Annotated in this window: 23 protein-coding genes and 1 tRNA gene; 10 read left to right on the top strand and 14 right to left on the bottom strand. The window is 62.6% G+C overall.

Annotated elements, in window-relative coordinates:
• The first annotated feature begins 97 nt into the window (after nt 1-97).
• Nucleotides 98-961, top strand: coding sequence for a bile acid:sodium symporter family protein (locus tag ACX82Z_RS17345; RefSeq protein ID WP_459590252.1), 864 nt, complete (start codon nt 98-100; stop codon nt 959-961).
• On the opposite strand, the gene glcF is transcribed toward ACX82Z_RS17345, so the two are convergent.
• Genes glcF through ACX82Z_RS17330 form a run of 3 tightly spaced genes read right to left on the bottom strand, consistent with a single transcriptional unit; the run spans nt 958 to nt 4,965 of the window.
• On the bottom strand, nt 958-2,259 hold the full coding sequence (glcF, locus tag ACX82Z_RS17340; protein WP_459590251.1) for a glycolate oxidase subunit GlcF: 1,302 nt from the start codon (nt 2,257-2,259) through the stop codon (nt 958-960). The genes ACX82Z_RS17345 and glcF overlap by 4 nt on opposite strands.
• A complete protein-coding gene (gene glcE / locus ACX82Z_RS17335) occupies nt 2,259-3,461 on the bottom strand; it encodes a glycolate oxidase subunit GlcE (RefSeq protein WP_459590250.1) in 1,203 nt (400 codons plus the stop codon). Before glcE ends, glcF begins: the two co-directional genes overlap by 1 nt.
• 7 nt (nt 3,462-3,468) lie before the next feature.
• Complete coding sequence (locus ACX82Z_RS17330) at nt 3,469-4,965, bottom strand: FAD-linked oxidase C-terminal domain-containing protein (protein ID WP_459590248.1); 1,497 nt, start codon at nt 4,963-4,965, stop codon at nt 3,469-3,471.
• 106 nt (nt 4,966-5,071) lie between these two features.
• Between ACX82Z_RS17330 and ACX82Z_RS17325 the strand changes: the two genes are divergently transcribed.
• From ACX82Z_RS17325 to ACX82Z_RS17315, 3 genes are read left to right on the top strand one after another with little or no spacing between them, the layout of a single operon-like run.
• The gene (locus ACX82Z_RS17325) at nt 5,072-5,845 is read left to right on the top strand and encodes a (Fe-S)-binding protein (RefSeq protein ID WP_459590247.1); all 774 of its coding nucleotides are present in this window, start codon (nt 5,072-5,074) and stop codon (nt 5,843-5,845) included.
• A complete protein-coding gene (locus ACX82Z_RS17320; protein WP_459590246.1) occupies nt 5,845-7,281 on the top strand; it encodes a LutB/LldF family L-lactate oxidation iron-sulfur protein in 1,437 nt (478 codons plus the stop codon). The genes ACX82Z_RS17325 and ACX82Z_RS17320 overlap by 1 nt, the downstream gene beginning before the upstream one ends.
• Entirely contained in the window at nt 7,278-7,946 is a 669-nt protein-coding gene (locus ACX82Z_RS17315; protein WP_459590245.1) for a LutC/YkgG family protein, read from the top strand. The genes ACX82Z_RS17320 and ACX82Z_RS17315 overlap by 4 nt, the downstream gene beginning before the upstream one ends.
• A 9-nt stretch (nt 7,947-7,955) precedes the next feature.
• Here ACX82Z_RS17315 and ACX82Z_RS17310 read toward each other — a convergent pair whose 3' ends face one another.
• The 3 genes from ACX82Z_RS17310 to leuS all read right to left on the bottom strand — a co-directional run bounded on the left by ACX82Z_RS17310 (nt 7,956) and on the right by leuS (nt 12,120).
• Nucleotides 7,956-8,852 carry a 1-acyl-sn-glycerol-3-phosphate acyltransferase gene (locus ACX82Z_RS17310; protein ID WP_459590244.1) on the bottom strand — a complete coding sequence of 299 codons (897 nt, stop codon included), beginning with the start codon at nt 8,850-8,852 and terminating at the stop codon, nt 7,956-7,958.
• A gap of 102 nt (nt 8,853-8,954) precedes the next feature.
• Nucleotides 8,955-9,506, bottom strand: coding sequence for an LPS assembly lipoprotein LptE (gene lptE, locus ACX82Z_RS17305; RefSeq protein ID WP_459590243.1), 552 nt, complete (start codon nt 9,504-9,506; stop codon nt 8,955-8,957).
• Nucleotides 9,493-12,120, bottom strand: a complete 2,628-nt coding sequence (leuS, locus tag ACX82Z_RS17300; RefSeq protein ID WP_459590242.1) for a leucine--tRNA ligase — start codon at nt 12,118-12,120, stop codon at nt 9,493-9,495. Before leuS ends, lptE begins: the two co-directional genes overlap by 14 nt.
• Before the next feature lie 93 nt (nt 12,121-12,213).
• Between leuS and ACX82Z_RS17295 the strand changes: the two genes are divergently transcribed.
• From ACX82Z_RS17295 to ACX82Z_RS17285, 3 genes are all read left to right on the top strand, one after another.
• Nucleotides 12,214-12,876: a YggS family pyridoxal phosphate-dependent enzyme gene (locus tag ACX82Z_RS17295; RefSeq protein ID WP_459590241.1), complete on the top strand. Its 663-nt coding sequence runs from the start codon at nt 12,214-12,216 to the stop codon at nt 12,874-12,876.
• A 77-nt stretch (nt 12,877-12,953) separates the two neighbouring features.
• Nucleotides 12,954-14,444 (top strand): SLC13 family permease, encoded by a 1,491-nt coding sequence (locus ACX82Z_RS17290; RefSeq protein WP_459590240.1) that lies wholly within the window; start codon nt 12,954-12,956, stop codon nt 14,442-14,444.
• 115 nt (nt 14,445-14,559) lie between these two features.
• Nucleotides 14,560-14,967, top strand: a complete 408-nt coding sequence (locus ACX82Z_RS17285; RefSeq protein WP_459590239.1) for a hypothetical protein — start codon at nt 14,560-14,562, stop codon at nt 14,965-14,967.
• A gap of 13 nt (nt 14,968-14,980) precedes the next feature.
• On the opposite strand, the gene ACX82Z_RS17280 is transcribed toward ACX82Z_RS17285, so the two are convergent.
• Nucleotides 14,981-15,253, bottom strand: coding sequence for an usg protein (locus ACX82Z_RS17280; protein WP_459590238.1), 273 nt, complete (start codon nt 15,251-15,253; stop codon nt 14,981-14,983).
• 238 nt (nt 15,254-15,491) lie between these two features.
• Here ACX82Z_RS17280 and acs point away from each other — a divergent pair, with 238 nt between their 5' ends.
• Nucleotides 15,492-17,447 (top strand): acetate--CoA ligase, encoded by a 1,956-nt coding sequence (gene acs, locus ACX82Z_RS17275; protein WP_459590237.1) that lies wholly within the window; start codon nt 15,492-15,494, stop codon nt 17,445-17,447.
• A 54-nt stretch (nt 17,448-17,501) separates the two neighbouring features.
• Here the strand turns inward: acs and ACX82Z_RS17270 are convergent, their stop codons facing one another.
• Together ACX82Z_RS17270 and ACX82Z_RS17265 are read right to left on the bottom strand one after the other, a co-directional pair.
• Nucleotides 17,502-17,957 (bottom strand): cyclic nucleotide-binding domain-containing protein, encoded by a 456-nt coding sequence (locus tag ACX82Z_RS17270; protein ID WP_459590236.1) that lies wholly within the window; start codon nt 17,955-17,957, stop codon nt 17,502-17,504.
• A 56-nt stretch (nt 17,958-18,013) separates the two neighbouring features.
• Nucleotides 18,014-18,697 (bottom strand): response regulator transcription factor, encoded by a 684-nt coding sequence (locus ACX82Z_RS17265; RefSeq protein WP_459590235.1) that lies wholly within the window; start codon nt 18,695-18,697, stop codon nt 18,014-18,016.
• A 158-nt stretch (nt 18,698-18,855) separates the two neighbouring features.
• On the opposite strand from ACX82Z_RS17265, the gene ACX82Z_RS17260 reads away from it, so the two are divergent.
• Nucleotides 18,856-19,365: a L,D-transpeptidase family protein gene (locus ACX82Z_RS17260; RefSeq protein WP_459590234.1), complete on the top strand. Its 510-nt coding sequence runs from the start codon at nt 18,856-18,858 to the stop codon at nt 19,363-19,365.
• Here the strand turns inward: ACX82Z_RS17260 and ACX82Z_RS17255 are convergent.
• From ACX82Z_RS17255 to ACX82Z_RS17235, 5 genes are all read right to left on the bottom strand, one after another.
• Nucleotides 19,358-19,999: a class I SAM-dependent methyltransferase gene (locus ACX82Z_RS17255; protein ID WP_459590233.1), complete on the bottom strand. Its 642-nt coding sequence runs from the start codon at nt 19,997-19,999 to the stop codon at nt 19,358-19,360. The two genes, ACX82Z_RS17260 and ACX82Z_RS17255, sit on opposite strands and share 8 nt — an antisense overlap.
• Nucleotides 19,996-20,421, bottom strand: coding sequence for an EVE domain-containing protein (locus ACX82Z_RS17250; protein ID WP_459590232.1), 426 nt, complete (start codon nt 20,419-20,421; stop codon nt 19,996-19,998). The genes ACX82Z_RS17255 and ACX82Z_RS17250 overlap by 4 nt, the downstream gene beginning before the upstream one ends.
• Nucleotides 20,421-20,717: a YciI-like protein gene (locus ACX82Z_RS17245; RefSeq protein ID WP_459590230.1), complete on the bottom strand. Its 297-nt coding sequence runs from the start codon at nt 20,715-20,717 to the stop codon at nt 20,421-20,423. The genes ACX82Z_RS17250 and ACX82Z_RS17245 overlap by 1 nt, the downstream gene beginning before the upstream one ends.
• A gap of 112 nt (nt 20,718-20,829) precedes the next feature.
• A complete protein-coding gene (gene typA, locus ACX82Z_RS17240) occupies nt 20,830-22,659 on the bottom strand; it encodes a translational GTPase TypA (RefSeq protein ID WP_459590229.1) in 1,830 nt (609 codons plus the stop codon).
• 116 nt (nt 22,660-22,775) lie between these two features.
• The gene (locus tag ACX82Z_RS17235; RefSeq protein WP_459911850.1) at nt 22,776-23,066 is read right to left on the bottom strand and encodes a YggT family protein; all 291 of its coding nucleotides are present in this window, start codon (nt 23,064-23,066) and stop codon (nt 22,776-22,778) included.
• A gap of 185 nt (nt 23,067-23,251) precedes the next feature.
• Between ACX82Z_RS17235 and ACX82Z_RS17230 the strand changes: the two genes are divergently transcribed.
• Nucleotides 23,252-23,327 (top strand) — tRNA-Ala (locus ACX82Z_RS17230).
• Nucleotides 23,328-23,393: the final 66 nt, after the last annotated feature.

Genomic DNA, 23,393 nt, shown 5'->3' with positions numbered 1-23,393 from the left:
ACGAAGGGCAGCGCGATTTCAACGTCGCGCTGCCCTTCGATTTTTGTGGAGGAATGTGCCGGACATCCCTGGCGCAGTATTTGGGAGGGGAGCCGGCATGGACAGCCTGCTGACGATATTTCTACCGATCTCGCTCGGCACGATCATGCTGTCGCTGGGCCTCGGACTGACGATCACGGATTTCCGGCGTGTCGTCGCCAGGCCGAAGGCGTTCACCATCGGCGTCGTCCTGCAACTCCTGATGATCCCGCTCGTCGCCTATGTGCTGGTGCGTAGCTTCGGGTTTTCCGGCGAACTGGCGCTCGGCGTGATGATCCTGAGCTTTTGCCCAGGCGGGCCAAGCTCGAACATCCTGACGAAGCTCGGTCGCGGCGACCTTGCACTCGCCATCGCGATGACGGGCGCGACGAGCCTGATCGCGGTCGTCACCGCGCCGGTTCTGGTCGCGCTTTCTGCGGGGCATTTCATGGGCCTCGACGCGCCGGATATCGACGTGCGAACGCTCGGCCTCACCATGTTCGCGATCACCGCCATACCGGTCGCCATCGGCATGGTGGTGCGCGCCGTCGCGCCGGGTGCCGCGAGTTGGCTGGAGCCGGTGCTCGACCGGATCGCGCTCGCTCTATTCGTCGTCATCGTCATCGGCGCGATCGCTGCGAACTGGTCGCTGCTGACTGCAAACCTCGCAGCGCTCGGGCCGCTTCTCATTTTGCTGAACGTCGTCCTGCTGTTCGCCGGTCTTGGATTGGCGCATGTCTTCAGCCTGTCGCAAAGAGAGGCAACGGCAATCGCCATCGAAGGCGGCATCCAGAACGCCACGCTCGGCATCGCGATCGGCTCGCTGATCGTCGAGCGCGCAATGGCGCTGCCGCCGTTCAGCCTGCCATCGGCCATGTACGGCGTGACGATGTATGCGGTCTCGATCCCGTTCGTCCTGTGGCGGCGAAGGCTGGCAGGTTAATTCAGGGCGGCGGGCTTCGGCCCGCCATAGGCCCAGTCCAGGAGCGCGACCGTGTGAACGATCGGCAGTGCCGAACCGGAAGCGATCTGCGTCATGCAGCCGATATTGCCGGTGGCGATCAGGTCGGCGCCCGTCGCCTCGATATTTTTCACTTTACGGTCGCGCAGACGCTTCGAAATCTCCGGTTGGAGAATGTTGTATGTCCCGGCCGAACCGCAGCACAAATGCCCTTCCAGCGGCTCGCGCACGATGAAACCCGCTGCCTGAAGCAGCGTCTTCGGCTGACGCACGATCTTCTGGCCGTGCTGCATAGAACACGCCGAATGATAGGCGACGGTTAGTGCGGGCTGCGATGGAGGCGCGGGAAGGTCGAGCGTGGACAGATATTCGGTCACGTCCTTCGCCAGTGCCGAGACCCGGGCGGCCTTTTCGGCATAGGCCGGATCGAGCCGCAGCATGAAACCGTAATCCTTGATTGTCGTGCCGCAGCCGGACGCCGTGATAACGATAGCGTCTAGCCCACCTTGTTCGATCTGACGTGTCCACACGTCGACATTGCGCCGGGCCGCATCGAGCGCGTCGTCCTCGCGGCCCATATGGTGGACGAGCGCGCCACAGCAGCCCTCGCCTTCGGGCACGACGACCTCGACGCCAAGCCGCGTCAAAAGACGCACCGTTGCTTCGTTGATGCCCGGATCGAGAACCGATTGCGCGCACCCGGTCAAAAGCGCGACGCGACCCTTGCGCTCGCCTTCGGGATCATGCCTGCCGGGCTTTGAAACCGGCGAGGCGGCCGGGACGGATTTCGGCGCGAGGTCGAGCATGGCGGCAAGCGGCTTCAGCCCCGGCACCGCACGGAACATGCCGGCGAAGACACGCCCGAACCCGGCGAGCTTCAGGCTCGCGCGCATGCGGTCCGGATAGGGCAGGGTGGCGGCGAGCAGCGAGCGGACCATCCGGTCCATGAACGGACGCCGATAGGTCTTCTCGATATGTGCGCGGGCATGGTCGACGAGATGCATGTAGTGGACGCCGGAAGGACAGGTCGTCATGCACGAAAGGCACGACAGGCACCGGTCGATATGGGTGACGACCGTACCGTCTGCCGGGCGGTCGTTCTCCAGCATGTCCTTGATCAGGTAGATGCGCCCGCGCGGGCTGTCGAGTTCGTTGCCGAGCGTCACATAGGTCGGGCAGGTAGCGGTGCAGAACCCGCAATGGACGCATGTGCGCAGGATCTTCTCGGATTCGGCGACATGTGGATCGGCAAGCTGGGCGAGAGAGAAATTCGTCTGCATCAACCCATCCTGCCGGGGTTCAAAATGCCATTGGGGTCGAACTGCTCTTTCAGCCGGCGCGAAAGCGTGGCGAGCGCGGGCGGTTGCGGCTGGAAGACCTCGCCGGACGCTCGGTAGCTTGCGGGTGCCCGCACCAGCGTCGCATGGCCGCCGCCGAAATGCTGGATCAGCGCGCGAATGCCTTCGGCCTGTGGCTCGGCCTCCATGCGTGCCCAGATCAGGCCGCCCTGCCAGTCGTAGAACACGTCGACACCGGCATGAAGGCGAAGCTCGGCAACCATCTTGAAGCCTTCCGATGGCGTCATCGAAATGCGCCAGACGGGCCGCTGCGTGCCGTCCGCATAGGGCTTGCAGTCGCGGATTTCGCGCCAGACCTGCCGTGAGCGGCTTTCGTCCAGAATTTCGCTCGCGCCCTGCGAGGCGAGAAGTTTTCCCAGCGTATCGAGGCGGTACGAAACCGACGGGCCAAACCCTTCAAGGCGCAAAAGCGTCGAGGCCGACCCTTTCAGCACGCCGTCCAGAACGCGGCCCGTGACGCTCGGCGGCAGATGCGCGGCGGACGAGATTTCCGCGCTCGACCCCATCGCCGCTGCCATGGCGAATGCCGCCGGTCCGTCGTCCAGTCCGCGAACCACGAACGTCCTTTCGGTTTCGGCTGCAGGCAGAACCTTGAACGTCACGTCGGTGACGACCGCGAGCGTACCCCACGAGCCCGCCATGCCTTTGGAAAGATCGTAGCCGGTGACGTTCTTGACGACGCGCCCGCCCGACTTGAAGGCCTCGCCGCGTCCCGAAACGGCGTGGATTCCAAGAACGTGGTCGCGCGCAGCACCCGCCTTCAGACGGCGCGGGCCGGAGAGGTTTGCAGCAAGCACGCCGCCGATCGTGCCGCGTCCGACTTCGCCGCCAAGCAGCGGCCCGTAATCCATCGGTTCGAAGGCGAGCTCCTGCCGGCTTTCGGCGAGCAGCGTTTCGATTTCGGCGAGCGGCGTGCCGGCACGCGCCGACAGCACGAGTTCTTCGGGCTCGTAGAGCGTGACGCCGGTCAGTGCCGACAGGTCGATCACGTGTTCGCTCTGCGCCGGTCGGCCAATGGCGCGCTTGGAGCCGTGGCCGAGAATTTCGAGCGGCGTTTCTTCCGACACGGCCCATGAAACGGAGTCCAGCACGTCGGCGGGGGAGGCGGGAGTGAATGTGGTCATGCGGTAGTCAAAATCTCGGAATGTCCGGGAAGGGCACTTGCCCGCGATGGATGTGCATGCGGCCGAGTTCGGCGCAGCGATGGAGCTGTGGGAAAACCTTGCCGGGATTGAGCAGGTGGTCCGGGTCGAACGCGCATTTGACGCGGATTTGCTGGTTGAGATCGATTTCGGTGAACATTTCGGGCATCAGGTCGCGCTTTTCGACGCCGACGCCATGCTCGCCTGTCAGGACGCCGCCCACCTCGACGCAGAGGCGCAATATGTCGGAGCCGAAGCCCTCCGCCTTCTCAAGCTCGCCTTCCTTGTTGGCGTCGTAGAGGATGAGCGGATGAAGGTTGCCGTCGCCGGCATGGAAGACATTGGCGACGCCGAGGCCGTAATGCTCCGACAATTCGCGCATGCGCGCCAGCACCTTCGGCAGTTCTTTGCGCGGGATCGTGCCATCCATGCAGTAATAATCCGGCGAGATGCGCCCCACCGCCGGGAACGCGGCCTTGCGACCGGCCCAGAAGACGGCGCGTTCCTCGTCCGATTGAGAGATGCGGCAGGTGGTCGAACCGTTCTGCGCGGCAAGGCGTTCCACTTCGCCGATCAGATGATCGATCTCCGCCATCGGCCCGTCGAGTTCGACGATCAAAAGCGCCTCGACATCCATAGGATAGCCGGCATGAACGAAGGCTTCTGCGGCGTGGATTGCAGGCCGGTCCATCATTTCCATGCCGCCGGGGATGATGCCCGCGCCGATGATATCGGCCACGCATTGCCCGCCTTGCTCGGATGTGGGAAAGCCGATCAGCAGCGCGCGCGCCGCCTCAGGCTTTTGCAGGATGCGCACCGTGACCTCGGTGACGACGCCGAGCAGCCCTTCCGATCCGGTCATCAGGCCGAGAAGGTCGTAGCCTTCCGAATCGAGATGCTTTCCACCGAGCCGGATCACTTCGCCGTCGATCAGCACCATTTCGATGCCGAGCACATTGTTGGCTGTCAGCCCGTATTTGAGGCAATGCACGCCGCCCGAATTTTCCGCCACATTGCCGCCGATGGAGCAGGCGATCTGCGAGGACGGATCGGGCGCATAGTAGAAGCCCTCCTGCTCGACGGCCTTTGTGATGCCCAGATTGGTCACTCCCGGCTGCGCCGTGACCGTGCGGTTGGCATAGTCGATGTCGAGAATGCGGTTGAAACGGCTCATGACGAGAAGCACCGCGTCTTCCAGCGGCAGCGCGCCGCCCGAAAGCGAGGTGCCGGACCCGCGCGGCACGACGCGTATGTTGCGCTCGCTGCAATATTTGAGGATGCGCGAGACCTGGGCGGTCGTTTCCGGAAGCACGACGACGAGCGGCAACTGGCGGTAGGCCGTCAACCCGTCGCTCTCGAAGGCGCGCATGGCGTGCTCGGCCTCGACCACGCCTTCGCCCGGCACGATGATGCGCATGTCCGCGACGATTTCGGCGCGGCGCGACATCGTCGCGACGTCAGGCGCGGGCATGGTCAGTCCGGTCATGGCAGGTCCTCCATCTTGCCTTATAGCCGCGTGCGCCCAACTGGCCTATTGAAAAAGGAGGCTCGCAGCTTATCGTGCCGGCCAGTTGAATGCAGCGGGAGGCGTCTTGCAACATCAAACGAAATCACGGCCGCATGTCGGCCTGTTCGTAACCTGTCTCGTCGATCTGTTCCGACCAAGCGTCGGCTTTGCGGCGGTCAAGCTGATGGAAGAGGCCGGATGCAGCGTCGACGTGCCCGCCGCGCAGACCTGTTGCGGACAGCCGGCTTATAATTCCGGAGACCGGGACGACACGCGCGAAATCGCCAGGGCGACGATCGCTGCCTTCGAGGAATTCGACTACGTCGTCGCGCCCTCCGGCTCCTGCGCCTCGATGCTGAAAAAACATTATCCGGCTCTTTTTGCAGGTGACCCGGTCTGGGAAAGCCGCGCGAGCGGGTTTTCGAAGAAGGTCCACGAACTCGTGTCCTTCCTCGTCGATGAATTGCGCATCGAGGGCGTCGACGCGAAACTTGCCGCCACGACGACCTATCACGATTCCTGTTCGGGTCTTCGCGAACTCGGCATTCGCGAACAGCCGCGCAAGCTTTTGAAAAGCGTAGAGGGGCTGAAGATCGCCGAGATGGAGGAGGCGGATGTCTGCTGCGGGTTCGGCGGCACGTTCTGCGTCAAATATTCGGATATCTCCAACGCGATCGTGACGAAGAAGACCGCCAATATCGAAGTGGCGGGCGTGGACATGCTGCTCGCGGGCGATCTCGGATGCCTGATGAATATGGCCGGCAAGTTGCAGCGCGAAGGATCGGCCATCGAGGTTCGGCACGTTGCCGAGGTTCTGGCCGGCATGACCGAACAGCCGCCGATCGGAGGCAAACTCTGATGCAGATAACATCTCCCGCCTTCAAGAAGAATTCCGTCGAGGCGCTGTCGGATGCGCAGCTTCAAAAGGCGCTCGGCAACGTGCGCGCCGGCTTCATCGACAAGCGCAAGAAAGCGGTCGACGCGCTGCCGGAGTTTGACGCGCTGCGCGACAATGGCAAGGCGATCAAGGACCACACACTCGCCCATCTGGACCTCTACCTCGAAGCCTACGAGGAGAAGGTGACGAAGGCCGGTGGCCATGTCCACTGGGCGCAAACGGCTGAAGACGCGCGCAACATCATCCTCGATCTGTGCAAGTCGCGCGGCGTGAAAACGGTCACCAAGGGCAAGTCGATGATCTCCGAGGAGATCGCGCTCAACGACGCGCTGGAAGACGCCGGCGTGCGTCCGGTCGAGACAGATCTCGGCGAATACATCATCCAACTTCGCGGTGAGCATCCGAGCCACATCATCGCGCCGGCCGTGCATTTGAACAAGGAGCAGATCGAGGCGGATTTCCGCCGCGTCCACACCCATCTGCCGGCCGACCGCGAACTGGTCGAGCACGAGAAGCTTCTGACCGAAGCGCGGGAGGTTCTGCGCGCCGAATATTTCAAGGCTGATCTCGGCGTTACGGGCGCAAATTTCCTCGTCGCCGAAACCGGCTCGTCGATCATCGTAACCAACGAAGGCAATGGCGACTTGACGCAGATTTTGCCGCGCATCCATGTCGTCATCGCCTCGATCGAGAAAGTCGTGCCGACGCTGGAGGATGCCGCGCAGATTCTTCGGCTTCTGGCGCGCTCGGCGACGGGACAGGAAATGAGCGTCTATACGACGGTGTCGACCGGCGGTCGGCGCGAGGGCGATCCGGACGGGCCGGACGAATACCACGTCGTCCTGCTCGACAATGGCCGCTCGTCCATGCTCGGCACCGAGTTTCAGGAGATGCTGCGCTGCATCCGTTGCGGCGCGTGCATGAACCATTGCCCCGTCTATCACGCCGTCGGCGGGCACGCTTATGGCTGGGTCTATCCCGGCCCGATGGGTGCGGTGCTGACGCCGTCGCTGATCGGCGTCGACAAGGGCGGACATCTGCCTAACGCCTCGACCTTTTGCGGGCGCTGCGAGAGCGTTTGCCCCATGCGCATCCCGCTGCCAAAGATGATGCGGCACTGGCGCGAGCGCGAATTCGAGCGTGGACTGAACCCCGCTGCTGCGCGCTATGGCCTCAAAAGCTGGGCGTTCTTCGCAAAGCGCCCGCGTCTTTATCGGTTCTTCGCCTCGCTCGGCATTCCCGCGCTTTCCGCCCTTAGCGGCATGAAGCACCGCTTTTCATGGCTGCCCTTTGCCGGCGGCTGGACGAAATATCGCGAGATGCCGGCTCCCGAGGGCCGGACCTTCATGCAGCAATGGGCGCAGCGCGAGGCGCTGAAGCAGGAGGCGACGCGATGAGTGCGCGCGATGCGATCCTCAACAAGGTGCGCGCTTCGCTGAAGGCGGGCGCGGGCGAGCGCAAGTCGGTCGTGGAGGAACGCCTTCGCGGTGCACCGCGCGGCATCATTCCCGAACGGGGCAAGTTGGCCGACGCCGCCCGTATCGATCTGTTTGAAGCGCAGGCGCAAAAGGTCTTCGCGACGACGGAGCGTCTTGCCTCCCATGCCGACCTGCCGGTGGCGGTGGCATCCTATCTGCGCTCGAAGAACCTGCCGGCCTCGATCCGCATGGGCGAGGACGCGCTTCTGCGGGGCGCAGACTGGTCGAGCCAACCTGCGCTCGAAGTGCGAAGCGGCCCGTCCGACGGAACCGACGAGACCGGACTAAGCCATGCCTTCGGTGCCATCGCTGAGACTGGAACGCTGGTGCTTCATTCGGGCGCGGACAATCCGACGACGGTGAACTTCCTGCCCGAGCATCATCTCGTCGTGGTCGATGCGAAGGATGTTGCCGGCGATCTGGAAACCGTCCTCGCGCAAATTCGCGACAAGTTCGGCAAGGGCTTGATGCCGCGCACGTTGAACATGATCACCGGGCCGTCGCGCTCAGGCGACATCGAGCAGAAGATGCTGCTCGGCGCGCACGGACCGCGTGCGCTGCATGTCTTCATTGTCGGCGGATAGACAAAAGCTCTAACGCGAAAATTCTGCATCCGGTTCGGTTGCAAGCCGGTCGATCGTGTGCGTCTGTAAAAGCGCGGCGACCTCTGCGGCGTCGCCTGCCAGAAGATCGGGCGAAACGGGCTTTCCGACCGTGATCGAAAACGGCTTGCGCTTCTTGTTCAAAAGCTCGTGGAAAATCGTCATGTCGCGCATTTCGTTCGAATAGCGCGACAGGAGATAGAAAAGCCCCGAATTGCGCGCCGTGATCCGAACCGGCACCACCGGCACATTGTAGCGCCGTGCTAGCGCCACGAAGCTCGGCTGCCAGGGACGCTCGGTCAGCTTCTTCTGGTTCCAGTAGGCGATTCGCCCGGATGGAAAGAGCACGACTGCCCGCTCCGATGAAAAGGCACGCGCAGTCATTTCGAGCGTGTCGCGGCTCTTCGAACGCGTCTTTTCGCCCTGCCGCCACTCGACGGGAATGATCACGTCGCGAAAACCCGCCGCAACGCGCAGTGCATCGCGGTTGGCGAAGATGGAAAGATCCGTGCGGATCGGCTTCATCAGCTCATAGACCGCGACACCATCGGCAATGCCGGTCGGATGGCTTGGCGCGAGAACGAACCCACCGGTCTTCGGAATGTTTTCCCGGCCCGTGACGGAGACATCGAGAGCCAGAAGCCGGTTGAGGAAATCGAACGCCTCAAGACCGGACAAAGGCGCGATCTCGTCTGCCATCGCGACAGCCAGATCGTAATCGAAATAGCGGTAGATCAGCGGCCGCAAAGCGGGCCAGGCGAAGTTCTGCGAAAGCCGCGTCGCCCGTTCCGCTATCAACTGGTCTATGATGTGGTCGCGCGGCTTTCCTGAAGCAAGGAAATGCGTGACGAGCGAGCTAATACTGTACGGCGTTTGCCGAGAGTTCATTCTGTGCACTCCGCCATGCATCGTCGTGTCGCCCACTGGCATGACGTGCGCATGACATTCTGACAAGAATGCCTTTGGTAACAAAAAGTTCCCACCGATCAGCTATCGTGTAGCAATGCGCGACAGGTTTTGTGCGATCGCCAGCCGCACGAGTTCGGCAGCTTCGCGGGCGGCGCGGTTCTGGGCGTCGCGCGATGCACGCAATGCGGCGAATTGCTGTGCCGAGACGTCATAAGGGGCCTGTGCCGAACGACGTCCCTGACCGACGGTGCGGCCTGTCGAATCGGTCAACACGTAGCTCACCGTCACGGTGACCAGCGAGGCAGTCGGCTCGTCGTCGCGTCCTCTCTGGATCGACAAGGCGGCCGCATCCGAGACGGAAACCGATAGCCGGGCATTATACTGCGGTGCAGAGGGCTCGCCCGCCCCGCCCGAAAGCAGGAAGATCAGATGGTTGCGCACCTCCTGGCTGACCCGGTTCCCAACAGGTGCGACCCCCACAGACGCCATTTGCGCGCTGACGGTTCCGCCCGGTGAAGATGGTGTCGGATTTCCGTGAAGCGGCTGCACGGTGCAGGCCGCAAGCGCAACGAAGGAAAGCAGCGCCGCAAGGGTGACGAGCCGGCGCGAACGGACGGTATCAGGCAACGACATTCACGATCCTCTGCGGCACGACGATGACTTTGCGCGGGGACTTGCCTTCGAGCGCCTTTTGCACGAAGTCGAGAGCGAGCGCCGCAGCCTCGACGGCAGATTGATCCGCGTCGCGCGCGATTGTCAAATCTCCGCGCTTCTTGCCGTTGATCTGGACCGGCAGCACGATCTCGCCATCGACGGTCAGCGCCGCGTCGAAAGCCGGCCACGGCCGCTCGGCGACCATGCCGTCGCCGCTGATTGCCGCCCAGCATTCCTCGGCCAGATGCGGCATCATCGGCGCGATCATCGCGATCAGCATTTCGACCGCTTCACGCAGAGCAGCCTTTTCGGCAGCGTCAGCCGGGCCAATTCCCTGAAGGCGTGGAGCAAGCGCGTTGACGAGTTCGTAAAGCCGCGCGACGGCCTTGTTGAAGCCGAGCCGTTCGATGTCTTCGCCGACCGCCTTGACGGTCTTATGCGCCAGTTTCGAGATCGCCGCAGCCTCGCCGTCCTGAGTGGCCTTCGGGGCGACGCCGGCCAAAGCCTCGGCGGCTTCCGAGATAAGACGCCAGACGCGCTGCACAAAACGGTGCGCGCCTTCGACGCCCGCTTCCGTCCAGATCACGTCGCGATCCGGCGGCGAATCGGACAGCATGAAGAAGCGGGCCGTGTCCGCGCCGTAGGAGGCGATGATGTCGTCGGGGTCGACGACGTTCTTCTTCGACTTGGACATCTTCTCGATCGAACCGATCGCGATGTCCTCGCCCGTGGAAAGCAAGGTCGCGCGGCGCGTGCCGTCGGCTTCCTCGATTTTCACTTCGGCAGGCGTGACCCAGCCTTTTGGACCCTTATAGGTCTCGTGAACGACCATGCCTTGCGTGAAGAGGCCCGCGAACGGTTCCTCGACAACATTCACATGGCCGGTCGCCTTCATCGCGCGGGTGAAGAAGCGCGAATAGAGAAGATGCAGGATCGCATGCTCGATGCCGCCGATATATTGATCGACGGCAAGCCAGCCCTTCGACCCATCCACATAGTCGAGGCTCGTCGGCTCGGTCTCGTTCCACGGATCGGTGAAGCGTGCGAAATACCACGAGGAATCGGCGAAGGTGTCCATCGTATCGGTGTCGCGGCGCGCATCCCCGCCACAGGACGGGCACTTGACGTGCTTCCATGTCGGATGGTGGTCGAGCGGATTGCCGGGCCGGTCGAAGGACACGTCGTTGGGCAGTTCGACCGGGAGTTGATCGGCTGGAACCGGCACCGATCCGCACGCATCGCAATGGATAACCGGGATCGGACAGCCCCAGTAGCGCTGGCGTGAGATCAGCCAGTCCCGCAGGCGGAACTGCACCTTGCGCGCAGCCTGCGGGCGACCGCCAAGATCGGTCTTTTCCAGCCGCGAGGCGACCTCCTCGAACGCGTCCTTCGGCGTCATGCCGTCGAGGAAGCGCGAATTGATCATCACGCCGTCGTCGGTATAGGCCTCGTCGACGATCTGGAACGTAGCTGCATTACCGTCGGCGGGCATGACGACGGGCACGACCGGCAGGCCGTATTTGTTGGCGAAGTCGAGGTCGCGCTGGTCGCCCGACGGGCAGCCGAAGATCGCGCCCGTGCCGTAATCCATCAGGACGAAATTGGCGACGTGAACCGGAAGCGTCCAGCTTTCGTCGAAGGGGTGGACGACGCGGATGCCGGTGTCGAAGCCCTTCTTCTCGGCCGTTTCCAGTTCGGCCGCGGACGTGCCGCGATGGCTGATGTCCTCGATGAAGGCGGCCAACTCGGGGTTCGTCTCGGCCGCCTTTCTCGCCAGCGGATGATCGGCCGCGATCGCCATGAAGGACGCGCCGAAGATCGTGTCGGGACGGGTCGTGTATACTTCCAATTCGCTCTCGCCCTGTGGTGCCGTTGCCGGGTCGAGCTTCCAGCGCAGTTGCAGCCCTTCCGAACGGCCGATCCAGTTCGACTGCATCAGCTTGACCTTCTCGGGCCAGCGGTCGAGCGTATCGAGGCCGTCGAGCAGATCCTGCGCCATCGCAGTGATCTTGAAGAACCATTGCGTCAGGTCGCGCTGTTCCACCAGCGCGCCGGAGCGCCAGCCGCGCCCGTCGATCACCTGCTCGTTGGCCAGAACCGTCATGTCGACCGGGTCCCAGTTGACCTTGGCGGCGCGGCGCTCGACCAGCCCGGCGGCCAGCATGTCCGTGAACATCTTCTGCTGATGCTTGTAGTAGCTCGGGTCGCAGGTCGCGAATTCGCGCGCCCAGTCGAGCGACAGGCCCATCGTCTTCAACTGACCCTTCATCGTCTCGATATTGGCATAGGTCCAGTCGCGCGGATTGACCTTGTTGTCGCGCGCGGCGTTCTCGGCCGGCAGGCCGAACGCGTCCCAACCCATCGGATGCAGGACGTTGTAGCCGGCGGCCCGCTTGTAGCGCGCGACGACGTCGCCCATCGCATAATTGCGCACATGGCCCATATGGATGCGGCCCGACGGATAGGGGAACATCTCGAGGACGTAATACTTCTCGCGTGGATCGTCGTTTTGCGTGGCGAAGAGCTTCGCCTCGTCCCAGGCCTTTTGCCATTTCGGTTCGGATGCGCGCGGATTGTATCGTTCGGTTGCCATGGCCTGCTTTTCACCGGATAAGGTGCGGGAATTCGTCCGGGTGTTCACCACGGATCGCGGTTGAATTCAACTAAATGATGAAATGGGAAGCTGATGACTGATGCCGCCGCCCACCTTGCCGAGGTAAAGGCAGCCATTGGAAAAGCGGAAAGCGAAGCAAACCGCACTGCCGGCTCCGTCACGCTCGTCGCCGTTTCCAAGACGTTCGACGCCGATGCGATCCGCCCTGTCCTCGAAGCGGGCCAGCGCGTCTTTGGCGAAAACCGCGTTCAGGAAGCGCAGGGCAAGTGGCCGCAACTGCGCGAAACGTTCTCCGACATCGAGCTCCATCTGATCGGGCCGCTACAATCCAACAAGGCGAAGGAGGCCGTCGCGCTCTTCGACGTGATCGAGACCGTGGACCGCGAAAAGATCGCCGCCGAACTGGCGAAGGAAATGGAACGGCAGGGCAAAAGCCCGCGCCTCTACGTTCAGGTTAATACCGGGCTTGAAGAGCAGAAGGCCGGCATCGACCCGCGCGAGACCGTCGCTTTCGTGGCGCGCTGCCGCGAAATCCATGGCCTCGCCATCGAAGGCTTGATGGCGATCCCGCCTGCGGGCGAGAATCCCGGCCCGCATTTCGCGCTTCTGGAGAAACTGGCGCGCGAGGCTGGCGTCGAGAGGCTCTCGATGGGAATGTCGAGCGATTACGAGACGGCGATTGCCTTCGGCGCGACTTCCGTTCGCGTTGGCTCGGCGATATTCGGCACACGATGAGCTTTGGCAAATCGCTTGATTCCTTCTTCTTTGCGGAATAAGCGGGCCGACGCTTCGGATCAGGAAAGGACCAACCGGTGAGCGAGACAAGCAAAAAGGACGACGAGCGCACGGCATTGCGCCCCGTTCCGATCTTCGCGGGCCTTCTGGTCTTTGCGATCCTCATGTTCCTTCCAGCACCCGAGGGTTTGTCGATCGAAGGTTGGCGCGTCGTCGCCGTGGCAAGCCTCATGATCATCTGGTGGATCACCGAAGCGATCCCGGTTCCCGCGACCGCGCTCGTGCCGATCGCGCTCTTCCCGATGACCGGCGCGACCACCGGCTCGGCTGCCACCTCGCCCTATGGCGATCCGATCATCTTCCTGTTCATGGGCGGCTTCATCCTGGCGCTCGCCATGGAGCGCTGGAACCTGCACCGGCGCATCGCGCTCAACATCGTCTCGCGCACCGGAACGCAGCAAAGCCGCATCGTCGGCGGCTTCATGATCGCGACGGCGTTCTGCTCGATGTGGGTGTCGAACACCGCCACCGTCGTCATGATGCTGCCAGTCGCGCTCTCGGTCGTTGGCCTGATCGGCGAGGACAAGAAGTCGAACTTCCCGCTGTCGCTGCTTCTGGGTGTCGCCTACGCAGCTTCCATCGGCGGCGTTGCGACGCTCATCGGAACGCCGCCCAACGCGCTTCTGGCAGGCGCGCTCAACCAGACCTACGGCTACGATATCGGTTTCGCGCGCTGGATGATCATCGGCCTGCCGATCGCTCTCGTCATGCTGGTCATAAGCTGGCTGTTCCTGACGCGGCTGACGCTGAAGCTGGAAAAGGGCGAGGTCGAAGGCGCGAGCGAACTCTTCCGCAGCGAGCTTGCCAAGCTCGGCGCATGGTCGGTGCCCGAAAAGCGGGTCGGGATCGTCTTCGTCGTCACGGCGCTCGCCTGGATCTTCCGCACGATCCTCGACGATTACATTCCCGGCCTCAACGACACTTCCATCGCGATCATGGCAGCGCTCGTGCTGTTCGTGCTGCCGGCTGGCGACGGCAAGGGCGGTGCGCTCATCGAATGGCGCAACGCGTTGCGGCTTCCCTGGGGCGTGCTGTTGCTTTTCGGTGGCGGTCTCAGCCTTGCGGCGGCGGTAGTCTCGACCGGCCTCGATCAGTGGATCGGCGACCAGATGGGCAATGTGGCGAGCATGCTGCCGCTGATCGCGGTAATCGCACTCGTTGCGACCGTCATCCTGCTTTTGACCGAGTTCACCTCGAATACGGCGACGGCGGCGACCTTCCTGCCTCTGATGGCCGCGCTCGCAGTCTCGCTTGGCGAAAATCCGCTGACGCTGACGGTGCCGGCTGCGATCGCCGCGTCGATGGCGTTCATGCTGCCGGTCGCAACACCGCCGAACGCGCTCGTCTTCGGCTCGGGTCATGTATCGATCCCGCAGATGGTGCGGCAGGGCATATGGCACAATCTGGCCGCCCTCGTCCTTTTAACGACGCTCGGCTACTGGCTGCTGATCACCTTCTTCGGTGTCACCATCGGCGAGATTCCGGACTGGGCGCAGCGCGCCTCCTGACAAGTTGAAGGGCCGCCTTGAGCGGCCCTTTTCTTTTCGCTGTTCGGCTGCCCGTTGCAGGCGTACAATCACGGGTGTTGAAACATGGGGACATTCTGCACGAAGGAGCAGGATCATGAACAGCACCCCGTCTGGCGGCCGCACGCCGCTCCACACAGACCACTTTCACATCCGCGTCTACAAGATGATGCTCGGCATGCTGGTGCTCTTCGTTCTGGCGGCCTGGTATGGCTTCGGCGACAGCGGGTATGTCGATTATCTTCTGATCATCGTGACCGGCTTCATGGTCATGGCCGCCACCTTGCCGCTGATCGCGACACGCGTATGGCGGCACCATCCCCCGCCAGAGCGGATGCCCAGACCAGCCGACAGGGAAGAGTTCTTCGACTGGAGCGAGCGCGAGATCGATGTCGATAGCGGCAAGATGACTGGCGGTAAAGCAGCGTTCGAGGCATTGCTTCCGCTCGGTGCGGTCTCTTTCGCGATGCTCATCTTCGCGATCCTGACGCATATCATGCGCTGAGCGCGTTGCGCCTTCAGTGAAGGACGAGTTCTCCGCTGACATTCTTCCATTCGTTCGGCGAAATCAGCCTCTTGTGGCTGTAGCTGACCGAATGGAGCGGGCCGTCGAGCGTTTCACGCCAAAATTCGAGAAATCGGTAGAGTTCGGGAAATCTCGGCGCGAGATCGTAATGTTGCCAGATGAATGTCTGGAGCAGTCCGGGATGGTCGGGCATCCGGTAGAGAATCTGTGCCGTGGTCAGCCCGTAGCCCTGGAGCATCAGCTCCATTTCGCGTGTCCGTTGCATGGTTTTCAAACCCCGCATGACCGATGAAGCAGGCCAAGTGTGCGGATCGAATGGTTAATCGTCTATTGATTTTGATGCACACACGCTGATTTTACTGCGCCGGACCGGCAGTATCGGCGCACCCCTCGAGGGCCGTTTCACGCACCCATCGTCTAATGTTGCCCCCGCACGTCAAATGCTAATAATGCCGCCACCAAAGCGGTTGCGTCCGCTCAAAAAAGCCCAACGGGAGGAATGCATGTCCGAGGTGAAAGTCCATCGCGTGAAGCCGGAATGGAAAGATGGCGCGCTCATCGACAACGACACCTACCTGAAATGGTATGAGAAGAGCGTAGCCGATCCCGAAGGCTTCTGGGCCGAACACGGCAAGCGGATCGACTGGTCCACCCCTTACACGAAGGTCAAGAACACGTCTTTCGATGGCGACGTTTCGATCAAATGGTTCGAGGACGGCAAGACCAACATCGCGCATAACTGCATCGACCGTCATCTCGACAAGCGCGGCGACCAGACGGCGATAATCTGGGAAGGCGACGACCCGTCCGAAGACAAGAAGATCACCTATCGCGAACTCCACGACAAGGTCTGCCGCCTCGCCAACGTGCTCAAGGAACACGGCGTCAGGAAGGGCGACCGCGTTACGATCTATATGCCGATGATCCCCGAGGCTTCCTATGCGATGCTGGCCTGCGCCCGCATCGGCGCGGTGCATTCGGTTGTCTTTGGCGGTTTTTCGCCGGACGCGCTCGCCGGCCGCATCGTCGATTGCGAATCCACCTTCGTCATCACCGCTGACGAGGGCCTGCGCGGCGCAAAGAAAATCCCGCTAAAGGAAAACACCGACAAGGCGATCGACATCGCAGCGCGCCAGCATGTGATGGTCAAGAAGGTGCTCGTCGTCAAACGTACCGGTGGGAATGTCGGCTGGGCGAACGGACGCGACATCTGGTACGAGGACGAGATCGAAAAGGTCTCTGCCGATTGCCCGGCCGAGCCGATGGGCGCGGAAGACCCGCTTTTCATTCTCTACACGTCCGGCTCGACCGGCAAGCCGAAAGGCGTACTCCACACCACCGGCGGCTACCTCGTCTACGCTTCGATGACGCATGAATACGTCTTCGACTACCACGACGGGGACATCTACTGGTGTACCGCCGATGTCGGCTGGGTCACGGGGCACTCCTACATCGTCTACGGGCCACTCGCGAATGGCGCGACGACGCTGATGTTCGAAGGCGTGCCGAACTATCCCGATGCCGGACGCATGTGGCAGGTGGTCGACAAGCATCAGGTCAACATCTTCTACACAGCGCCGACCGCCATCCGCGCGTTGATGGGCGCAGGCGACGAGCATGTGACGAAATCTTCGCGCAAGTCGCTGCGCCTTCTCGGCTCGGTCGGCGAGCCGATCAACCCGGAAGCGTGGGAATGGTACTACCGCGTCGTCGGCGACGAACGCTGCCCCATCGTCGATACGTGGTGGCAGACGGAAACCGGCGGCATCCTGATCACGCCGCTGCCCGGCGCGACGGATTTGAAGGCAGGCTCGGCGACGCGGCCATTCTTCGGCATCCAGCCGCAACTGGTGGACAATGAAGGCGCGGTGATCGAGGGCGCGGCCGACGGCAATCTGTGCATCATCGACAGTTGGCCGGGCCAGATGCGTACGGTCTATGGCGATCACGAGCGCTTCATCCAGACCTATTTCTCGACCTATCCCGGCAAGTACTTCACCGGCGATGGCTGCCGGCGCGACGAGGACGGCTATTACTGGATCACGGGCCGCGTCGATGACGTGCTCAATGTCTCGGGACACCGCATGGGTACGGCCGAGGTGGAATCGGCCCTCGTCGCCCATGACAAGGTGTCCGAGGCCGCTGTCGTCGGCTATCCGCACGATGTGAAGGGTCAGGGCATCTACAGCTACGTGACGCTGATGAACGGCGTCGAGCCGACGGACGAGTTGAAGAAGGAACTCGTCGCCCATGTCAGGAAGGAGATCGGGGCGATCGCTTCGCCCGACAAGATCCAGTTCGCCCCGGGCCTGCCCAAGACCCGCTCGGGCAAGATCATGCGGCGTATTTTACGCAAGATCGCCGAGGACGATTACGGCGCGTTGGGCGACACCTCGACGCTCGCCGATCCGGCCGTCGTGGACGATCTGGTCGAGAACCGGCAGAACAAGAAGAAATAGCGGTTATATCGACCGCACAATCGGGTCAGGCTCGAGAATGACGAGCGCAAAAAGTCACTCCGAAAAGCGTGGCGCGAGCGTCTGGATTTCCGCCAGAAGCGTCCCTAGATTGCTCGTGATCCGTGAATGCAGCAGCGCAGCCGTCTCCGGATACTCCGTCAGGATGCGCCGAAAGAGCGTGCGGTTGAGCCGGATCAGTTCGACATCGGTGACCGCCGCCGCGCCGGTCAGGCGCGTCGTCGGCGCGATGATCGCAAGCTCTCCCAGCATCGTGCCAGGCCCGACCTCGGCCAGTGTCACACGCTCTCCGTCGCGCTCACGGTAGAGCGCCACGGTGCCGCGCGTGACGACATAGCCGCTCTCGGCCGACTGCCCCTCGCGGTAGAGGACGCGTCCCGTCGCCAGGCGCAGGTTCTCCGCGCCGAAGGCGAGCAGGCGCAACTGTTCCTGCGTGAACCCGTCAAGGAGTTCGACGCCGGACAGAATGCGAATGTCGTCGTCCAGTGCCATCGGCTTCCCCGTCCGCCTGCCGGAATCCCCGTTCCCGTAGGCAGCCTCGACCCAAATCAGGGAACGAGCTTGTATCCGCCGCTTTCTGTCACAAGAATTTCGGCATTGGAAGGATCGCGCTCGATCTTCTGGCGCAGACGGTAGACGTGGGTTTCGAGCGTGTGGGTGGTCACGCCCGAATTGTAGCCCCAAACCTCTTCGAGCAGCACGTCGCGCGTGACGACCTTCTTCTCTGAGCGATAGAGATATTTGATGATCGAGGCTTCCTTCTCCGTCAGCCTGATCTTGCCGCCCTTGGCGTCGGTCAAAAGCTTCTGGCTCGGCTTGAAGACGTAGGGGCCAACATTGAACGTGGCGTCCTCGCTCTGCTCATGCTGGCGCATCTGGGCGCGGATGCGCGCCAGCAGCACGGCGAAGCGGAAGGGTTTCGTCACATAGTCGTTCGCGCCGGCTTCCAGGCCGAGGATCGTGTCCGAATCGGTATCCTGCCCGGTCAGCATGATGATCGGAGCCTTGTAGCCGCCCTTGCGCAGCATCTTGACCGCCTCGCGCCCGTCCATGTCCGGCAGGCCGACATCCATGATGAGCAGGTCGACGATACCGCCGCGCGCGGTCGTCACGCCCTTGCCGGCCGTATCTTCCTGCAAAACGTCGAACTCTTCGTAGAGCGACAATTGCTCCGCGAGAGTCTCGCGCAAATCCTTGTCGTCGTCGACGATGAGAATAGTCCGTGACGTCATCGTTCAATCCATCTTGTTCAAGCAGGGGCGCTGGTCCAGAAAGGGGACGAGGCCGGGTGGAAATGACTTTAAAAGTGGCGGCATTGAGCAACAGATCATATGCGCGATTCCGTGAATGCAACGGACCTGCGGCGAAAAAAGGACCGTTTATCCGACATATGGTAGTGCGTCCGGCCCCGCTCGACCAGAGGCAGGGTCTGCTTGCCATTGGCGGGCGCGTCATCCGCTGCGCATTGGGCAAGGGCGGCATCAGCGCGTTCAAGCGCGAGGGCGACGGCGCGACGCCGCTGGGACGGATGCGCGTGTTGAGCGCCTATGTCCGCCGCGATCGGATGCGTCCGCTGGCCTCCGGCCTGTCGCTGACGCCGATCCGCGCCGCTGACGGCTGGTGCGATGCGCCGGGAGACCGAAACTACAATTGGCCCGTTCGCCTTCCCTATCCAGCAAGCTGCGAGCGCATGCGCCGCGACGACCACCTTTACGACGTCGTCATTGTGCTCGACGCCAATATCCGCCCGCGCAGGCGGGGTATGGGCAGCGCGATCTTCTTCCATCTCGCCCGGCCGGGATACCTGCCGACCGAGGGCTGCGTGGCCGTCTCGCGCCGCGACATGGAATGGCTCTTGCCGCGCCTGTCGCCGAGAACGAACCTGACCGTGGTCAGGTAAAAGACCAGACGGTCGTCTTCTTCACCTCCGCGTCTTCCAGTATGCGCGTGACCGGCACCTGATAGGTCGCACGCGCCAGAAGATCGGATTTCGGCAGATAGGCGCGGCCCGGATCGCCGACAATCACCTCGACACCTTGCGCAACAAGTTCGCGCATCCACGGGACAAGGCGTTCGGCAAAGGCGCGGTCGTAGAAAACGTCGCCGGCCAGAAGAATGTCGCAGTCAAGAGATTCGCCGACCAGATCATGTGCGGTGAATCTCACCACTACTCCGTTCGCCTGCGCATTGAGCGCTACCGCCGCGTCGCAGAACGGGTCGATATCGCTTGCAAGCGCCGATGCCGCACCGGCCTTCATCGCCGCGATGGCGACGAGACCCGACCCGGTCGCGAAATCCACCACGCGCTTGCCCGCGACGATCTGCGGATTGTCGAGCACGTAACGCGCCAGTCCCTGCCCACCGGCCCAGGCGAACGCCCAGAAGGGCGGCTCGACGCCGATGGCCTGCAACTCGTCCTCGGTGCGATGCCAAAGGTCATGCGCTTCGTCGGCAAGGTGCAGGCGAATCTCGGGAACGTGGGGCGGCGCGATCAACGCGGTATTGGCGCGGATGAAATCGCGCCGGTCTTTCACGGTGTTTTCTTGAATCCGGCCATGCGGCAGACTTCCTTCCACTCGTCCGGCTTCACCGGCTGAACGGAAAGGCGCATGGAGGTGACGAGCGACATGTCGGAAAGCTTCGGATTGGCTTTCACGTCGGCAAGCTTCACCGGCGTCGGCACGGTCTCGACGGCACGCACGTCGACACATTCCCAGCGCGCATCTTCGGTCGTGGAATCGGGATGGACCTCTTCGCAGACCTCAACGATGCCGACGACCTCAAGCCCGATATTGGAATGATAGAAAAAGCCGAGATCGCCCTTCTTCATCGCGCGCATATTGTTGCGCGCCTGATAGTTGCGCACGCCATCCCACTCGGAGCCCTTTTTGCCCTTGGCGACGAGATCGTCATAGGAAAAGACGTCCGGTTCGGACTTGAACAGCCAGTAGTTCATCAGGCCGCATCCGGCTTCTTGAACACCCAGTTCCAAGGCTTGATGTCGACGCTCTCGAACAGCCCGGCTTTGGCATAGGGATCGGCGTCGGCGATCTGTCGCGCTTCGGCCTCGCTTGCCGCTTCCAGCGCGACCATGGAGCCGTTCGGCTTGCCGTCATCGTCGAGAAAGGGGCCGGCGAAACGCAGCGTACCTGCGGCATCGAGGTCGTTGAGATACTCGACGTGAGCCGGGCGGTTGTCGAGCCGGGTCTGAAGATGCCTAGGCTTGTCATTGCACAGAAGAATGTAGATCACGAGCCGCTCCCTTTTTGCTTGCTGTCCTCGAATAGTCCGGCGACGGGTTCGAACGCAAGACGGCCGCGCCTTCGGGTGAGGGCGCGGCCGTTGAAAAGCGGATGTGGCAGGATCAGGCGACGCTTGCGGTCTTGGCCGACTTTTCGAAACGCTTGCGCTCGTTCGGGTCGAGATAGAGCTTGCGCAGGCGGATCGACTTCGGCGTTACCTCGACCAGTTCGTCGTCCTGAATCCAGGCCAGCGCGCGTTCCAGCGTCATGCGGATCGGCGGTGTCAGGCGCACCGCCTCGTCCTTGCCGGCGGCACGGATGTTGGTCAGCTTCTTGCCCTTGAGGACGTTCACTTCGAGGTCGTTGTCTCTGGAGTGAATGCCGATGATCATGCCCTGATAGACCTTGACGCCCGCATCGATGACCATCGGGCCGCGATCTTCGAGGTTCCACATCGCGAACGCGACCGATTCGCCCTGATCGTTGGAAATTAGCACGCCGTTGCTGCGGCCGGCCAACTCGCCCTTGTAGGGCTGGTAGGAATGGAACAGGCGGTTCATGACGGCCGTGCCGCGCGTGTCGGTCAAAAGCTCGGACTGGTAGCCGATCAGGCCACGCGTCGGCGCATGGAAGACGAGACGCTGGCGGTCGCCGCCCGACGGGCGAAGCTCGACCATCTCGGCCTTGCGCTCGGACATCTTCTGGACGACGACGCCCGAATGTTCCTCGTCGACGTCGATGACGACTTCCTCGATCGGCTCAAGAAGGTCGCCGTTCTCGTCCTTTTGCATGACGACGCGCGGGCGCGAGACGGCCAGCTCGAAGCCTTCGCGGCGCATCGTCTCGATCAGGACCGCGAGCTGCAATTCGCCGCGGCCGGAAACGAAGAACGAGTCCTTGTCGGCCGATTCCTCGATCTTGAGCGCGACATTGCCCTCGGCTTCCTTCATCAAACGATCGCGGATGACGCGGCTCGTCACCTTGTCGCCTTCGGTTCCGGCAAGCGGCGAATCGTTGACGATGAAGGACATGGTCACGGTCGGCGGATCGATCGGCTGCGCCTGCATCGGCTCGCTGACCTGCGGGTCGCAGAACGTGTCGGCGACGGTGCCCTTGGACAGGCCCGCGATGGCGACGATGTCGCCTGCCTGCGCTTCGTCGATCGGCTGGCGCTCGAGGCCACGGAAGGCGAGGATCTTCGAAATACGGCCGGTTTCGATCTGCGAGCCATCATGGTGGAGGACCTTGACCGCCTGGTTCGACTTCAGCGTGCCCGACGCGATGCGCCCGGTGATGATGCGGCCGAGGAACGGGTTTGCCTCAAGAATCGTGCCGATCATGCGGAACGGGCCGGGCTCGACGGTCGGCTCCGGCACATGCTTCAGGACGAGGTCGAACAGCGGTGCGAGACGGCCTTCCTTCGGGCCTTCCGGGCTTTCGGCCATCCAGCCGTCGCGGCCCGAACCGTAGAGGATCGGGAAGTCGAGCTGCTCGTCGGTCGCATCGAGCGCGGCGAAGAGGTCGAACACCTCGTTGATCACTTCCTCGTGGCGCGCGTCCGGACGGTCGATCTTGTTGATCGCGACGATCGGCTTCAAGCCGACCTTGAGCGCCTTGCCGACGACGAACTTCGTCTGCGGCATCGGGCCTTCGGCCGCGTCGACGAGCACGATCGCGCCGTCCACCATCGACAGGATGCGCTCCACCTCGCCGCCGAAGTCGGCGTGGCCGGGCGTGTCGACGATGTTGATGCGCGTGTCCTTCCAGTCGACCGAAGTCGCCTTGGCGAGGATGGTGATGCCGCGTTCCTTTTCGAGATCGTTCGAATCCATCGCGCGCTCGGCGACGCGCTGGTTCTCGCGGAACGAGCCCGACTGCTTGAGGAGTTCGTCGACGAGCGTGGTTTTGCCATGGTCGACGTGCGCGATGATCGCGATATTGCGGAGATTCATGGTGTCTCTTCAGGAATAAAGGCCGGCACGCATGGGCGCGGGCGATTTTCGTTGCCGCGCTCATACAGGCTTTTTCGCATTTGCGAAAGGGGGCCGATTCAGCCGGCCCCGCTCTGTCAGATCAAAGCGGGCGCGACGGTCGTCAGGATGAAGGTGCGAATGAAGAAGATGATGAGGAGCAGGATGATCGGCGAGATGTCTATCCCGCCGAGGTCGGGCAGGATGTTGCGGATCGGCCGCAGCGCCGGTTCGGTCACGCGATAAAGGAAATTGCCGATCGTGCCGACGAACTGGTTGCGCGGATTGACGACGTTGAAGGCATAGAGCCAGGAGAAGATCGCCGACAGGATGATCAGCCACCAATAGATGTCCAGCGCCAGAATGATGGTCTGAATGATGGCGATCATGCCGGTCTCCGTTGGCAGGTCGGCGCGCGACCGGTGCTTGTCCTGCATGCCTGCCGTTCCGGCCTTGGCATGTGCAAATGGTGGCCGACATGTAGCCGCTGGACCGGCGGCGGACAAGTCCTTGAGGCGCGACATGGCGCTTGACAGAAATCGACCCCGATCCCTAAATGCGCGTCACTGGTGACGGGGCTGTAGCTCAGTTGGGAGAGCGCGTCGTTCGCAATGACGAGGTCAGCGGTTCGATCCCGCTCAGCTCCACCAGACAACTCCAGCGAACTTGCGGCAGTACTTCGTAGATACGCGGATGCCTGAAGGCGTTGATCTTGG

Source organism: Aliihoeflea sp. PC F10.4, from assembly GCF_054612275.1.
Note: the sequence above shows the minus strand (reverse complement) of the source record. Positions and strands in the feature narration are given on the sequence as shown.

Bases quoted from the DNA above. Each gene is read 5' to 3' on its own strand.
- ACX82Z_RS17345 (WP_459590252.1), top strand. From the start codon at position 98: ATGGACAGCCTGCTGACGATATTTCTACCGATCTCGCTCGGCACGATC.
- glcF (WP_459590251.1), bottom strand. From the start codon at position 2,259: ATGCAGACGAATTTCTCTCTCGCCCAGCTTGCCGATCCACATGTCGCC.
- glcE (WP_459590250.1), bottom strand. From the start codon at position 3,461: ATGACCACATTCACTCCCGCCTCCCCCGCCGACGTGCTGGACTCCGTT.
- ACX82Z_RS17330 (WP_459590248.1), bottom strand. From the start codon at position 4,965: ATGACCGGACTGACCATGCCCGCGCCTGACGTCGCGACGATGTCGCGC.
- ACX82Z_RS17320 (WP_459590246.1), top strand. From the start codon at position 5,845: ATGCAGATAACATCTCCCGCCTTCAAGAAGAATTCCGTCGAGGCGCTG.
- ACX82Z_RS17315 (WP_459590245.1), top strand. From the start codon at position 7,278: ATGAGTGCGCGCGATGCGATCCTCAACAAGGTGCGCGCTTCGCTGAAG.
- ACX82Z_RS17310 (WP_459590244.1), bottom strand. From the start codon at position 8,852: ATGAACTCTCGGCAAACGCCGTACAGTATTAGCTCGCTCGTCACGCAT.
- lptE (WP_459590243.1), bottom strand. From the start codon at position 9,506: ATGTCGTTGCCTGATACCGTCCGTTCGCGCCGGCTCGTCACCCTTGCG.
- leuS (WP_459590242.1), bottom strand. From the start codon at position 12,120: ATGGCAACCGAACGATACAATCCGCGCGCATCCGAACCGAAATGGCAA.
- ACX82Z_RS17295 (WP_459590241.1), top strand. From the start codon at position 12,214: ATGACTGATGCCGCCGCCCACCTTGCCGAGGTAAAGGCAGCCATTGGA.
- ACX82Z_RS17285 (WP_459590239.1), top strand. From the start codon at position 14,560: ATGAACAGCACCCCGTCTGGCGGCCGCACGCCGCTCCACACAGACCAC.
- ACX82Z_RS17280 (WP_459590238.1), bottom strand. From the start codon at position 15,253: ATGCAACGGACACGCGAAATGGAGCTGATGCTCCAGGGCTACGGGCTG.
- acs (WP_459590237.1), top strand. From the start codon at position 15,492: ATGTCCGAGGTGAAAGTCCATCGCGTGAAGCCGGAATGGAAAGATGGC.
- ACX82Z_RS17270 (WP_459590236.1), bottom strand. From the start codon at position 17,957: ATGGCACTGGACGACGACATTCGCATTCTGTCCGGCGTCGAACTCCTT.
- ACX82Z_RS17265 (WP_459590235.1), bottom strand. From the start codon at position 18,697: ATGACGTCACGGACTATTCTCATCGTCGACGACGACAAGGATTTGCGC.
- ACX82Z_RS17260 (WP_459590234.1), top strand. From the start codon at position 18,856: ATGGTAGTGCGTCCGGCCCCGCTCGACCAGAGGCAGGGTCTGCTTGCC.
- ACX82Z_RS17250 (WP_459590232.1), bottom strand. From the start codon at position 20,421: ATGAACTACTGGCTGTTCAAGTCCGAACCGGACGTCTTTTCCTATGAC.
- typA (WP_459590229.1), bottom strand. From the start codon at position 22,659: ATGAATCTCCGCAATATCGCGATCATCGCGCACGTCGACCATGGCAAA.
- ACX82Z_RS17235 (WP_459911850.1), bottom strand. From the start codon at position 23,066: ATGATCGCCATCATTCAGACCATCATTCTGGCGCTGGACATCTATTGG.